The sequence below is a fragment of the Buttiauxella sp. AC142 genome (genome assembly GCF_979253435.1).
The window spans coordinates 2,273,042-2,286,942 of record NZ_CEEDCH010000001.1 but is presented as its reverse complement, the minus strand read 5'-3'; the positions used below and the strand labels follow the sequence as shown (position 1 = coordinate 2,286,942).

Annotated in this window: 16 protein-coding genes; 8 read left to right on the top strand and 8 right to left on the bottom strand. The window is 47.1% G+C overall.

The window, feature by feature from the left end:
* Positions 1 to 7 precede the first annotated feature (7 nt).
* Both AC0IWZ_RS10520 and AC0IWZ_RS10515 read right to left on the bottom strand, forming a co-directional pair.
* Positions 8 to 649: a helix-turn-helix domain-containing protein gene (locus AC0IWZ_RS10520; RefSeq protein WP_410372899.1), complete on the bottom strand. Its 642-nt coding sequence runs from the start codon at positions 647 to 649 to the stop codon at positions 8 to 10.
* Positions 650 to 780: 131 nt separating this feature from the next.
* Entirely contained in the window at positions 781 to 1,446 is a 666-nt protein-coding gene (locus AC0IWZ_RS10515; protein ID WP_410372898.1) for a winged helix-turn-helix transcriptional regulator, read from the bottom strand.
* Between the two features lie 406 nt (positions 1,447 to 1,852).
* On the opposite strand from AC0IWZ_RS10515, the gene AC0IWZ_RS10510 reads away from it, so the two are divergent.
* From AC0IWZ_RS10510 to AC0IWZ_RS10485, 6 genes are all read left to right on the top strand, one after another.
* Positions 1,853 to 2,383 carry a fimbrial protein gene (locus AC0IWZ_RS10510; protein ID WP_471677381.1) on the top strand — a complete coding sequence of 177 codons (531 nt, stop codon included), beginning with the start codon at positions 1,853 to 1,855 and terminating at the stop codon, positions 2,381 to 2,383.
* A 60-nt stretch (positions 2,384 to 2,443) separates the two neighbouring features.
* A complete protein-coding gene (locus AC0IWZ_RS10505; protein WP_471677382.1) occupies positions 2,444 to 3,121 on the top strand; it encodes a fimbrial biogenesis chaperone in 678 nt (225 codons plus the stop codon).
* Positions 3,122 to 3,202: 81 nt separating this feature from the next.
* A complete protein-coding gene (locus AC0IWZ_RS10500) occupies positions 3,203 to 5,737 on the top strand; it encodes a fimbria/pilus outer membrane usher protein (protein WP_471677383.1) in 2,535 nt (844 codons plus the stop codon).
* 10 nt (positions 5,738 to 5,747) lie between these two features.
* The gene (locus AC0IWZ_RS10495) at positions 5,748 to 6,689 is read left to right on the top strand and encodes a fimbrial protein (protein WP_471677384.1); all 942 of its coding nucleotides are present in this window, start codon (positions 5,748 to 5,750) and stop codon (positions 6,687 to 6,689) included.
* Between the two features lie 14 nt (positions 6,690 to 6,703).
* Positions 6,704 to 7,225 (top strand): fimbrial protein, encoded by a 522-nt coding sequence (locus tag AC0IWZ_RS10490; RefSeq protein ID WP_471677385.1) that lies wholly within the window; start codon positions 6,704 to 6,706, stop codon positions 7,223 to 7,225.
* A 41-nt stretch (positions 7,226 to 7,266) separates the two neighbouring features.
* Positions 7,267 to 7,893, top strand: a complete 627-nt coding sequence (locus AC0IWZ_RS10485) for a helix-turn-helix transcriptional regulator (RefSeq protein WP_471677386.1) — start codon at positions 7,267 to 7,269, stop codon at positions 7,891 to 7,893.
* Positions 7,894 to 7,943: 50 nt separating this feature from the next.
* Here AC0IWZ_RS10485 and yciA read toward each other — a convergent pair whose 3' ends face one another.
* A complete protein-coding gene (gene yciA / locus AC0IWZ_RS10480; RefSeq protein WP_115628435.1) occupies positions 7,944 to 8,336 on the bottom strand; it encodes an acyl-CoA thioester hydrolase YciA in 393 nt (130 codons plus the stop codon).
* Between the two features lie 147 nt (positions 8,337 to 8,483).
* Between yciA and AC0IWZ_RS10475 the strand changes: the two genes are divergently transcribed.
* On the top strand, positions 8,484 to 8,912 hold the full coding sequence (locus tag AC0IWZ_RS10475) for an outer membrane lipoprotein (RefSeq protein ID WP_410372891.1): 429 nt from the start codon (positions 8,484 to 8,486) through the stop codon (positions 8,910 to 8,912).
* 60 nt (positions 8,913 to 8,972) lie between these two features.
* On the opposite strand, the gene AC0IWZ_RS10470 is transcribed toward AC0IWZ_RS10475, so the two are convergent.
* Positions 8,973 to 9,509, bottom strand: a complete 537-nt coding sequence (locus AC0IWZ_RS10470) for a septation protein A (RefSeq protein WP_410372890.1) — start codon at positions 9,507 to 9,509, stop codon at positions 8,973 to 8,975.
* Positions 9,510 to 9,567: 58 nt separating this feature from the next.
* Positions 9,568 to 10,311: a YciC family protein gene (locus AC0IWZ_RS10465; protein WP_115628437.1), complete on the bottom strand. Its 744-nt coding sequence runs from the start codon at positions 10,309 to 10,311 to the stop codon at positions 9,568 to 9,570.
* Between the two features lie 275 nt (positions 10,312 to 10,586).
* Here AC0IWZ_RS10465 and ompW point away from each other — a divergent pair, with 275 nt between their 5' ends.
* A complete protein-coding gene (gene ompW / locus AC0IWZ_RS10460; RefSeq protein ID WP_471677387.1) occupies positions 10,587 to 11,219 on the top strand; it encodes an outer membrane protein OmpW in 633 nt (210 codons plus the stop codon).
* A 99-nt stretch (positions 11,220 to 11,318) separates the two neighbouring features.
* Here the strand turns inward: ompW and AC0IWZ_RS10455 are convergent, their stop codons facing one another.
* From AC0IWZ_RS10455 to trpB, 3 genes are all read right to left on the bottom strand, one after another.
* A complete protein-coding gene (locus tag AC0IWZ_RS10455) occupies positions 11,319 to 11,720 on the bottom strand; it encodes an Exc2 family lipoprotein (RefSeq protein WP_471677388.1) in 402 nt (133 codons plus the stop codon).
* 172 nt (positions 11,721 to 11,892) lie between these two features.
* Entirely contained in the window at positions 11,893 to 12,702 is an 810-nt protein-coding gene (gene trpA, locus AC0IWZ_RS10450; RefSeq protein WP_034495679.1) for a tryptophan synthase subunit alpha, read from the bottom strand.
* Positions 12,702 to 13,895, bottom strand: a complete 1,194-nt coding sequence (gene trpB / locus AC0IWZ_RS10445; protein ID WP_034495717.1) for a tryptophan synthase subunit beta — start codon at positions 13,893 to 13,895, stop codon at positions 12,702 to 12,704. Before trpB ends, trpA begins: the two co-directional genes overlap by 1 nt.
* Positions 13,896 to 13,901 lie beyond the last annotated feature (6 nt).

The window sequence follows — 13,901 nt, the reverse complement described above, 5'->3', positions numbered from 1 at the left end:
AAAAGCGTTAATACCTGGCGGGTAAATGATTCAACGTGACCAGAATTCCGTCCTCGAGTTGGATATACCCGCCTTGTTTTAACTGTGCGAGCATTTTCATCACCGTACTGCGTGACAGTCGTGTTCGCTCAAGAATGTATTTCACCGCAGAAGTCGTCTCCCGCACGCTATCAGGCTCACGCGTTAACATAATTAAATGAAACTTCACCACTTCATAGGTGGTGGGGGCCGTCATAATAATATTGTTGTTAAACAGGTTGGTCGTCACCTTGGTGATATGTTTGGCGAGCAGTTCCCACGAGTTCGTTTCAGCAATCAGTTGTTGTGCGCGAGCAGTGGTGAGCGTGGCGATTTCCCCTTCAGTCTGCAACTCCAGATACACACCGCTGGTATCAGGCACCATATCAGTGATGCCAGCGATATTCGGTGTGGGTAGGGTCGTCATCACAAACTCATCCGTATCACGACGTACTTTAATAAGCCCAGAGCGAATGAGGTAGCACATCTTTACTCCATCGACTGTGTAGTAAAGCCTGCGCTGCGGAGGGATCTTTTCAAATGTGACAAAAGGGCTCAGCACATTGATGAGATCGAAAGTTGCCTGAATTTGAATCGTCATGGTGAAACTATCGTCGGAAGAATCTTTCATATCGGCACATGTCATATCAAAGCTGTTTAATTAAAACTAGCATAGAAAGAGATGAAGTGAATATCGATTTTGTAACAATTACTTCTTAATTAACAACCGGATATGTAAACCCCTGTCCTCCAGGCAAGGCTTTAATACTTCAAAGGAATGTTATTGATGCCGAGCAAACATCCTCGTTCTGTCGTGATATACCCACCCGTTTTCAACTGCGCGAGTATTTTCATAATACTGCTGCGTGATAAAAATGTCCGGCTTTGTATATAGTTAGCGATACTGACGCTGGTTCTAATTTCTTGCGTCTCACTCATTAACTCATATAACTGATAGCGAATGATATCGTATGAAGATAATGATGATATTTTGGTGCAATGGTCGTAAACCCGTGTGACGGTGTATATCAATAATGCCGACAAATTCTTCCACAGATTCTCTTGCGCAATAATCTCATTTGCTACATCTAATGGTATCCAACTGACCTCCGATTCATCGTGTGTTCTGATATGAAGATAATCAGGGTTAGTTAATTGTGTACTCATACCAAATACAAAAGGTGCTGACTCTGTATTTAACACCATTCCATCTATACTGCGATAAAGTGAAACACTGCCTTTATGTAAGATGAAACACTTCCTTTCGTTACTGTCCATATAGTTAATGATTTGACGTGGTTTTGTTTCCATTTTGTTAGAACTAATATTAAGACGCGCGATTAACATCTCAATATCGGCAATGGGTTTTTTATTTAAGATGGTTAAATCATCTGTAAAAAATGGATTTTGTTGTTCAAATACAGACATTTACATTCTCTTCATAAAGACCAGGAACATTCCTGGGTGGCTATATATGGCTGCATTATGGTTAAGAACTTTTATTAAGTGAATAAATGTTACGGTGTAAAATTACACCCAAAAACACCTTGAGTTTAATCCGGGTTTTGATGAAAATTGATTCAAGCAGGGAATGAGGGAATAGTACAAAGAATGATTTATTAATATAAGCACGGTTTCTTGTTTTATACTCCGGAAGCAACGTGAATATTAATGACAAAAATCATCTTTATACGATTCTAAACTATTCTCTGTAACTATCACATGATGATGATGCATGGAAAACCTGACGATATATTCTTTATTATCTCACGATAATAAATAGGGCTTGTTTTGCCTGAATAAAACGTCAAATAAATATATAAAGGAAAACGTAATGAAAAAGAATTTAATCGCTGTTGTTGTTGCTGCTATCTCTGCTGTATCCGCTTCTAATGCGCTGGCTACTGCAGGCTCAGTTAATTTCACCGGTGAAATTCTGGATGCCGCTTGTACTGTTGATGTGGCTTCTCTGAACCAGACTGTTGCACTGGGTGCATACAATAAGTCTGAATTCACTGGTCAGGGTGCTGTAACTGCGGCTAAGAAATTCTCTATCGTACTGAAAAACTGCCCTTCATCAGTAAACCAGGCACACGTGCGTTTCGACGGTCAACCAGAAGTGAGCGATTCTAATCTGCTGGCTATCGACAGCACCACGCCGGGCGCTGCAACGGGTGTTGCCATCAATCTGATGTCTGCTGACAAAGTTCAGTTGCCAATGCATGGCGAAAACAGCTATCGCTACACCCTGTCTAGTACTGTTGACAACACTCTGGATTTCTACGCTCAGTATAAATCAACTGCAACATCAGTGACGGCTGGCCCGGCTAACTCTGTAGCCAGCTTCTCTGTTGTTTATAACTAATATCCGCACAGACATGATAAGGGGGCCGGATTTCCCGGCCCTTTTTTACAGAGGTATCAAATGAATTTTGTGAGTAAAACTTTTATTGCCCTGGTGATAGCCAGTACGGCTATTTCTGCAGCCAATGCCGGCGTGGTAATTGGTGGAACCCGGGTAATTTATGACGGCGGAAAAAAGGAAGCTTCACTGAGCGTCAATAATCCGGATTCTGTGCCATATCTTATTCAGTCATGGATTGACACCCAATCAGGTGGCGCTGAGAAAGCTCCCTTTATTATCACGCCGCCGCTGTTTCGTTTAGATAATGGGCAACAGAATATATTGCGTATCGTACGTGCCGGGAATTTACCGGATAATAAAGAATCGCTGTACTGGTTAAATATAAAATCTATTCCTTCTGCACCTAAAAAGGAAAACACCCTCCAGGTGGCGGTGAAAACGCGCATTAAATTAATTTATCGCCCAGAGGCGTTAAAGAAAGAGATACCGGAAAAATTAGCCGGACAATTGACCTGGCAGAAAGTCGGTAACCAGGTGCAGGTGACTAACCCAACCAATTATTACATGAATTTCAACCAGATTACGGTGAGCGGTAAAACTGTACCGGATGTGACTTTTGTCGCGCCTGGCAGTTCTGCCCGTTTTAATTTACCCGCTGGAGTCTCATCTGGCGCGTTAAGTTTTAAATTAATCAGTGATTATGGCGGCACCGGCGAAGCTCATAACGCCTCAATTTAATAAACCGAATAAATACTTCCCGGACGTACAGGGTAGTACGGACCAGAAATATATAGCCTGACATATACAGGCAGGAAGTTAATGATGAAAGCAAACAATCGTCTTCAATTACGATCGACCCATCTCGCCTGGTGTGTCGCACTGGCCTGTTCAGGAATGAGTGAAACAGCGCAGTCTCGCGATTATTTTAACCCGGCATTGCTCGAGGTGAATAACCCTTCTTCACAAGGTGCCGATCTTGCTGCTTTTGAAGAGGGAGAACAAGCTCCCGGAATTTATCGCGTTGATATTGTTCTTAACAATCAAATCGTCGATACCAGGGATATTACGTTTAAATTAGTCAAAGAAGGCAATGGAGAGGCAAAACTTCAACCTTGTTTGTCTGCCGGTGTTTTACAAAGTTACGGCGTGAAAACAGCGCTGTTCCCGGAAATAAAAGCCGATGCGGAATGTGCCAATCTTGCTGCTATTCCCCTCGCATCAGCGGAGTTTTTATTTTCTTCCCAACGTTTGTTGCTGAGTATTCCTCAGGCAGCACTTTCCGTGCAGGCGCGCGGCTATGTTGCGCCCGAACTCTGGGATGAAGGGATTAATGCGCTGTTGCTGAACTACAGCGTGAGCGGTAATAACACATTCATGCGCAATGGTGAGAACAGTAACAGCCAGTATGCCAACCTGCGTCCGGGCATTAACTACGGCGCATGGCGCCTGCGTAACTACACCACGTGGAATCGCGACAGTGACGGCAAAGACAAATGGGACACGGTTTACACCTACGCCCAGCGTGATGTGGTTGCCCTGAAAAGCCAGATGACGCTGGGCGACAGCTCCACACCTGCGGATGTGTTCGACAGTATTCCGTTCCGTGGTGGTCAGCTCGCCTCTGACGACGATATGTTACCGGACAGCCTGAAAGGCTACGCCCCTGTGGTGCGCGGAATTGCGCGTACCAATGCGCAGGTGATTATTCGCCAGAGCGGTTACGTTATTTATCAAAGCTATGTGGCTCCGGGTGCCTTTGAGATTACCGATATGTACCCGACCGGCGGCTCCGGTGATTTGTATGTCACCATTAAAGAAGCCGATGGCAGCGAGCAATACCTGGTGGTGCCTTTCGCATCCGTACCTGTATTGCAGCGTGAAGGCCGACTGAAATACAGCCTGACGGGTGGGCAGTATCGCTCGTACAGCAGCAGCGTGGAAAAAACACCGCTGGCGCAAGGCACAGCAATCTATGGTTTGCCGCATGGCTTTACCATTTATGGTGGTTTGCAGGAATCGAGCCGCTACCAGTCACTAGCGCTGGGATTGGGTAAAAACCTCGGCGATATTGGCGCGATTTCGACCGATGTGACGCAAGGCTGGTCAAGACCAAAAGATGGGCTAAAAACGGACGGGCAGTCATGGCGTGTTCGCTATAGCAAGAACTTCTCCGATACTGGAACCAACTTTGCGATTGCGGGTTATCGTTATTCCACCTCAGGCTTCTATAGCATGCAGGAAATACTCGATACCTACAGCGATTCAGACTTTATCCAGGACCGCCGTCGCAATCGTGCGGAAATGACCCTGAGTCAGGCGCTGGGTAAAAACATGGGGGCTATGACGCTGTCGGCCATCCGTGAAGATTACTGGAATATTAATAAAACCATGGAGTCGTATGGCGCGAGCTATAACAACGCCTGGAATAGTGTCAGTTACAGTCTGGGTTACACGTGGAGTAAAAACTCGACGGCCAATGGTAGTAATAGCGGGAGAATTTACACTAACGACCAACTGGTCTCGCTGAATATCAGCGTGCCGTTGTCAAACTTCCTGCCAAACAGCTGGGCTAACTACAACATGAATACCAGCAAGCGCGGCAATACCACCCATAATGTCGGCGTCAGTGGTATCGCGTTACCAGGAAACGCACTGAGCTGGAACGTGCAGCAGGGCTACGGCACGAACGACGTTGGCTACACTGGAAACTTGAACGCCGATTACCGGGGAACTTACGGTGAAGCGCTCGCGGGCTACAGCTACGATCAGCATTCCCAGCGAGTGAACTATGGAATATCGGGTGGTGTGCTTGCTCATAGTGACGGCATCACGCTGGCGCAGCCATTCGGTGAAACCATCGCGTTGGTCAAAGCACCGGGTGCTGCCAGTGTTGGGGTGTTGAACCAGAATGGGGTGAAAACGGATTACCGCGGCTACACCGTGGTGAGTAATATGTCGCCATTCCGTAAAAATGACATCAGTTTCGATACCGGCAGTATGCCGGATAACGTTGAGCTGGAATTGACCACAAAAACCGTGGTACCGACTCGTGGCGCGGTGGTGCGTGCCGTTTATCAAGCTGACGTTGGGCAAAGGGCGCTTATTAATCTTAAACGCACTAATGGCGAACCAGTCCCATTTGGTGCCATTGTATCAATGAATAACAAAGACACTGCTAACCATGGTTTTATTGTTGGTGATAACGGGCAGGTTTATTTAACCGGCCAGAGCAGCAACCTCGATTTCACAGTGAAATGGGGTGAGGACGCAACACAAATTTGCCAGGTTAAAGCTACTTTGCCCCAGTCAAAAAATGATGCATCCGTTATTCAGTTTGATGCAGTGTGTCGTTGAGGATTTATTAATGAAATACTATTTGGTTTTAATTGTGTTGCTATTTTCAGGTTATACCAGCGCGGCTTGCATAACAGAGACGAATAATATATCCACCATTTCAGCGGGTAATATGATTGTTCAGCGCGATGCACCTGTGGGGACAATTATTGGTTCATTCAGGACCACACAAATTCAGGTTATAATGGCAAGTTGTTATCCTTCAGGGACAGTTACATCATCTTTTGATTACATGGGGGCTGTTGCTATTTCTCCAGGGCTATATCAGACGAACATTGAGGGGGTGGGTGTTTACCTTGAAGGTGCTGATACACATGTCAGAAGTTATATTAATCCAATAGTTACTGGCACTATGGGAAATCCAGACTTCGTCGGAAGGCTTAATATCTGGACTGGTGCTGACAATAATTTGGTTTTTGTTAAAACTGGAAATATCCATTCAGGTAATTTACAGCCAGGAACGATATCGCATCGAATTACTGATGATGGCGGAACAATCCGGCAAATTGACTTAGCCGGGGGGAGTGTGACTCAAGTGGCATGTTCAATAAGAACGCCTAATTTAGTCTTCCCATTGGGTGATATTCCCATTTCAGAATTTGGTAATACCATCGGTTTTATACCTGATGTGAGCACCACCCAAAACCTGGGTTTAGACTGTGATGCAGGCGCAAATATTAATGTTTCTCTAAATGGTACGCAAAATCCGGACAGTTCAGATGCCAGCGTATTAGCCCTTAATAACCAGGGCGGGAGTGATGTCGCCAATGGCGTAGGAATTCAGCTTCTTTATAACGATGTACCTTTAGTACTGAACGACACAATTGTGCTGAATAACTCTCTTGGTGGTGTGGAAACGTTCCCTCTGAAAGCGCGTTATATTCAGACTAAAACCACCGTAACGGCTGGCGATGCAAGTACTAATGCCACGCTGCAATTGACTTATCAATAAGGGCGGTAATTATCATGAAAAAGACCATTACTGCTTTGATATTCTCGGGAGCAGCACTGTGTTATACCGGGATAGTCAGCGCTGCTGACCCGGTTAATATCAGCGTCACCGGGCGTGTGTTGGCTTCACCGTGTGTGGTGGACACCGACACTGTCTCAAAACAAGTGGATTTAGGACAAGCCATTGCAAACAACCTGAATCAGCCTGGCGGGAATCCCATCTGGAAAGACTTCCAGCTGTTATTAACCCAGTGTCCGGCTACCACTCAATCAGCAACGGCAACATTTACCGGTGTGGTTGACAGTACCGACCCAACAGCATTTAAGAATCAAGGAACGGCAGGAAATAGCGCCTTGCAGATGACAAATACTGACCACTCCGTTATTTACGGGAATGCCAGTCAAATGACAGTGGCAATTGATAATTCAACTCGGCAGGCAATATTCCCGCTTTCTGCCAGAATATTCAGCCCTTCTGAGAATGCTACGGGTGGAACGTTTAGTGCTGCGGTAAGCGTTGTATTTACATATCAGTAAGATCTTATTTTTGGTCAAATAGCATTCTGAGAAAGGAAAAGATGTTAAATATTGCCATCGATGACAAGGACGCACTGTATCGGAACGGAATGGAGATATTTCTCGAAGAGATATTTCTTGAAGAGCAAAAAGAGTCGGTGCAGTTTAATTGTCTCACTAAAGCAAATGCTATTCAGGCTGATATTATTGTGAAAAGCTTTGTGGCTGGCGCGGAGTACATTTGCCAGCCTATGCTAAAGTATCGTAGCAAACCCGGAATGATTATTGGCATCTACAGCGGCGATAAGTCTCCTTATCATGAAAAGTTGCCGCTGTGTATTAAAAATATTGTATTTGTAAACCGTTCCGAACCTTTAAATACAGCGCGGAAACAAGTTGTGCAAGGGTGGAAAGATAATATTGAAAACCCTGAAGTGTTGCCGTGTAGAAAATGCCTTAAATGCAAATATCGCACGCTAACCCCACAGCAAATGACGATCGCAAAATATTTGCTACGAGGTAATGACATTATTGATATTGCACATTTATTAGGGATTCATGTCAAAACAGTCAGTGCCCATAAGCGCTTGATGATGAGTAAATTTAATCTTAGTTCGGATTGCGATTTATTGCATTTTCTTAATAATCTGGAAAAGCATAGTCCACCGATACATTTATTTATGGATTAATATTAATCACTCCCCTAATGCGCGTTCAGGCGCATTGGGGGTTGATAGCATTAGCGAGGAATAGGGCGCGGTTTGCCCTCTGCATCGACTGCAACATAGATAAATACGGCCTCGGTGGCTTTATAACGCTGGCCAATCGGCTCAGAAGAAACCTTTTTCACCCAGACTTCGATATTCACTGTAATGGAACTGTTCCCACGTTTTATACAGTTCGCGTAGCAGCACACCACATCCCCAACGGCGACAGGTTTGAGAAACGTCATCCCATCGACCCGAACCGTTACCACTCGACCCTGGGCGATTTCTTTCGCCATTATCGCGCCGCCCATATCCATCTGCGCCATTAGCCAGCCGCCAAAAATATCGCCATTCGCGTTGGTGTCGGCGGGCATGGCCAGGGTGCGTAAAACCAGTTCTCCGGCAGGAGCGTCTTGCTGGGTCATTTGTCTTCCTGAAATAATAATTGAAATTCTTTAACTTAAGTTTAATACGACAAGGGCGTTTGCGTCACTAAGTAGCATTAATGTCTAAAGGGGTTTTGGCGGGGACTGGCAGAATCATGCTCACTTTGAATCGACACTGTAACCAATATGAAGAAATACTTACTTATCTTTGTCAGCCTGCTTGCGTTATCCAGCCAGTCCAGTTTTGCCGGGACGAAAACGCTGGTGGAATATGGTGTGGTGCAACAAGCGCAAATCATCACCAGTCAAACCCGTTCCCATCCGCTGCGCACCGTCGCCGCAGGGGCTGCAGGGGCCGCCATTGGCAACCAATTTGGTGGCGGTTCAGGGAAAACCATCATGACGGCGACGGGTGCCGTTGCAGGCGCTCAGGTTTCACGTAACCGCCAGAGCCAACAGCAAAACGCCCAGCAGGTGGATTTGACGATCAAAACCGATGCGGGGCAGATTATCCAGGTTACGCAGAGTTACGATGGACGCATCACGTTTAATCAGGGAGATAAAGTGCGCATTCTCACCTCCGGCAACAACACCAGCGTGGATAAATCCTCGTAATAAAATGTTCGAACATAAAAAAACCCGCGCGGAGCGGGTTTTTGCATTTCTGGAGGGGGACTACTTCTCTTCTTGCGGCATGTGCTTATAGATGTAGAGGCCGCTTAGCAGGGTGAAGACCAATGTCGCAGCGGTCAGACCGAACACTTTAAAGTTCACCCAAACGCTCTGCGGGAGCCAGAACGCCACGTAAATATTCAACGCGCCACAGGCAATGAAGAACAGCGCCCAGGCAATGTTCAGACGGGACCACACCGTTTGCGGCAGTGAAATCTCTTTCCCAAGCATGCGTTGAATTAATGGTTTGTTCATCACCCACTGGCTAATCAGCAAGGCAGCGGCGAACAGGCCATAAATCACGGTGACTTTCCATTTGATAAATTCATCGTTATGGAAGAACAACGTCAGGCCGCCAAATACGGCAACCATCAGGAAAGTGATCAGCGCCATTTTTTCCAGTTTGCGGAATTTGTACCAGCTGTATACCAGCGCAAAACCAGTGGCGACGATAAGCGCCCCAGACGCCACATAGATGTCGTACATTTTATAAAATGCGAAGAATACAATCAGCGGCAGGAAGTCGAGAAACTGCTTCATAATCTGTTCCGTAAAATGACTCCTGAGCGTTTATTTGCCGCTCAGGAGCAGGTGAATGTTATTGGCGAACCAGCATATACAAGCGGAATAAATAGATGAGCAACACCGCAGAAATAAGGTTGCTTATCGTGTTTGCAATCACCCCGCCAACCGCGGGTGAGAGCGCCGCAAATGAAGATGCGAGCATCAAAAGGGCCGTTTTCGCCAGTAACCAGCTAATAACCGCCGGGGCGACAAGACGCATGTTTCCCCAGGCCAGGCGCATACTGCTGCGCAGTGACTGGAAAATCCCGATTTTATCCTGAACAACCATCACCGGTGCAAAAGAGAGCAGAATCGCAAATATCACACCCGGCACCACTACCAACATGATTCCGATTTGCACGACAAAAGTGGTCAGGAACATCAGAACAAAGATTTTAGGCAGCACTGGAGCCGATGTGCCAATGGCACGAAGGGCGCTTACGCGTTGCCCGGCGCTCACCATCTGGATGAGAACCAAAATGCTACCCGCGAGAATAGCGTTACCAATCAAGCCTGCAAACGTTGATGCCGCAGAGGCTTTAAGTAGCATCTGCTGCTGTTCAGGTGTCATGTTTTGCACAAGGTCAAATAGCCCAACGCTATTCGATAAATTATCCCCTTCACTAAGGATAGACATTTGCTCATCGCTAGGTGAAAAAGCGTGACCGATAACAACCGAAATAAAGGCACAAAGCAAGGCAATCAGTAAAACAGTAACGAACTGATTGCGTAGAAAATTCCCCGTGTCACGGTACACAGAACCCGCCGTGATAGACATGCACTCTCCTTGATGTTGCTCGGTTAAAAATCAGCGGGAATTGTACACCGGATGACGGACGCTGGCACCGACAAGATGCGTGGTGAAAGTAAGTTACTGTCAATGTGAAAAATTGATCTGGAGTGGGTAAGTCGATATTTACACAAAATGCCGAAAAATTAATCCAGATCATTAAATGTTAAATTAGCCAGCGAAGTGTGATCGTGGTTAGATCACTTTGTACCCAAAAGTGAGTATATTCAGCCCGCTTATAAAACCATAACAAGGAGAGGGCTATGAAAAAATTATCTGTGGCGTTACTTGCATTAAGCTGTTTGTCGGGCGAGGTGTTAGCGCACCAACAAGGTGAGTTCTTCATGCGTGCGGGTTCAGCCACCGTGCGACCTACGGAAGGTTCTGACAATGTGCTTGGCATGGGCGGCTTTAACATCAGTAACAATACTCAACTGGGACTGACATTCGATTATATGGTGACGGATAACATCGGTATCGAGCTTTTGGCTGCGACACCGTTCCGTCATCACGTAGGTTTAGGCCCGACAGGAAACCTGGCAACGGTGAGCCAATTGCCACCGACATTAATGGCGCAGTGGTACTTTGGTAATTCGAAAAGCAAAGTGCGCCCGTATGTTGGCGTGGGGATTAACTACACCACTTTCTTCGATACTGATTTTAACCAGACCGGCAAAAATGCAGGTTTAACCGATCTCAGCGTGAAGGATTCATGGGGCGCGGCAGGTCAGGTGGGGCTGGATTATATGATTAACCCAAACTGGCTGTTGAATATGTCGGTCTGGTATATGGATATCGACACCGAAGTGAAGTTTAAAGCCGCTGGCGAGCAGCAGAACATTAATACGCGTATCGATCCGTGGGTGTTTATGTTCTCAGCGGGTTATCGCTTCTAAATGTCCTTCACAAAAGCTGGTCATTACTCGGCCAGCTTTTTTATTGTTCGCGAATCATTCCTGCGTATTAATCCTCATGAATGATCTCCGCCCCATGTGTCACTGAACACCATGATATCCATCAAGATAGGTTTCGCGTAACTCTTCTGCCCATAACATGACATCCTTTGCTTCGCCAGGTTCGATGCTAGAGGCGGCCTGTGGCGCATTAGAGAAGGACTTTTTCTGCTTAGCTCCCAGGTTCGCAGTTTTGATCAGTTCCGCCTTTTGCAATGCGGTTTCTTCGCTGATGCCTGCGGCACGATCGACTTTGCCGGAATTATATAGTTCTTCGAAAACATGGAGATTCAGACGAGCTGTCGCATCAGGTCTGCTGACCAGGTTGCCGTTAAGCTCAGAGGATTGATGTGTGGCGTAGTGGTAAGAATGACGCATAGGGGCAGTTTTAACACACCCAACAAGTGTGGTTGCAATAGCTATCAAAATCAGAGTATTACGCATGAAAATAATCCAGGGAATGAAAAGATGCCCAGATTAGATTCAGGTGCGCTTACAAAAATTGATCTAAATCTATCTAACTTTACATTTGTACGATGAATGTATCTTCTTGAAATTATTTCATGGCGGGATGTATTGTGAAGAAAAGGCCGGAATTGCTCCGGCCTTATGTGACTTACGCGGAGAGAGTCGCAGCTTTCAAACTCTGCACAAACGCTTTTAGCTCACTGAGCATCACATCGGGTTTATCCAGGTTTTTCTCAATAATCTTCACGATCGCAGAGCCAGAAATTGCGCCCGCAGCACCGGCGTCAATTGCATCCTTAACCTGCGAAGGCTCGGAAATCCCAAAGCCTTGCAGTGAAGGTGCGGCACCAAATTCCGCTAACTTTTCGACCAGATGATGAAGCGGCAACTGTGCACGCGTTTCTGCACCCGTGACACCGGCACGAGAAAGCAGGTAAGTGTAACCACGGCCATGGGTGGCGATTTCACGCAGCAGCGCATCATCAGCATTTGGCGGACAAATGAAGATAGGCGCGACGTTGTGGCGCATTGCCGCCTGGCGGAATGGCGCAGACTCTTCAATTGGCACATCAGCAATCAGCACTGAATCCACACCGACTTTGGCGCACAGCGCGTAGAACTCATCAATGCCACGGTTATAAACCAGGTTGGCGTACATCAGCAGGCCGATTGGAATCGTCGGGTGCTTCTGGCGAATCACGGCCAGCATTTCGAAACACTGCGTTGGCGTTACCCCTGCGGCAAATGCACGCAGTGCCGCATTCTGAATGGTTGGGCCATCGGCCAACGGGTCAGAGAACGGGATGCCTAATTCCAGCGCATCGGCCCCGGCTTCAATCAGCGTGTCGATAATTTTCAGCGACTGCTCAGGTGACGGATCGCCCAGCGTGACGAAGGGAACAAAAGCGCCTTCTTTACGTGCCTGTAACTGCTCAAAAGCGTGTTGATAACGTTCCATTAGATTTCCCCTCGTGCTTTCAAAATGTCGTGAACGGTGAAGATGTCTTTGTCACCACGGCCAGAGAGGTTCACCACCAACAGTTGTTCTTTTTCCGGATTCTCTTTGATCATTTTCAGTGCGTGAGCCAGCGCGTGGGAAGACTCCAGCGCCGGGATTATCCCTTCGCTACGGCACAGCGTTTTGAAGGCTTCGAGTGCTTCGTCATCGGTAATCGAAACATAATCGGCACGACCGATACTGTTCAGGTGCGCGTGTTGCGGCCCGACAGAAGGGAAGTCCAGACCGGCAGAAATTGAATAAGATTCTTCAATCTGACCTTCGTCGGTTTGCATCATCGGCGATTTCATACCGAAATAGATGCCCACACGACCATGCTTAAGTGGCGCGCCGTGTTCACCGCTTTCAATACCATGTCCGGCAGGCTCCACGCCAATCAGACCGACTTTAGCGTCATTGATGAAATCAGCAAACATACCAATGGCGTTTGAACCACCGCCGACACAGGCGATAACCGCATCAGGGAGACGGCCTTCTTTTTCAAGAATTTGTGCTTTTGTCTCTTCGCCAATCATGCGCTGGAATTCACGCACGATAGTCGGGAACGGGTGCGGGCCTGCTGCGGTGCCGAGCATATAGTGAGCGGTGTCGTAGCTGCCAGACCAGTCGCGCAACGCTTCGTTACACGCATCTTTCAGCGTCGCAGAACCGCTGTGTACCGGAATGACTTCCGCACCCATCAGACGCATACGGAACACGTTCGGCGACTGGCGCTCAACGTCTTTAGCACCCATGTAAATACGGCATTTCAGGCCGAGCAGGGCGCTGGCTAAGGCAGAAGCCACACCGTGTTGCCCGGCCCCGGTTTCCGCAATGATTTCGGTCTTGCCCATTCTTTTAGCAAGCAGAGCCTGGCCGAGAACCTGGTTTGTTTTGTGTGCGCCACCGTGCAGCAAATCTTCACGCTTTAAATACAGTGTGGTTTTGGTGCCAGCCGTCAGGTTGCGACATTTAGTCAGCGCCGTTGGACGGCCTGCGTAGTTCTTCAGTAAATCGTTAAATTCAGCCTGAAAATCTGCATCACTTTGCGCAGCAACAAAGGCTTCTTCCAGTTGACGCAGTGCTGGCATCAGGATTTGCGGCACGTACATGCCACCGAACTCACCAAAATAGGGATTAAGTAAAGTCATGATATTTTC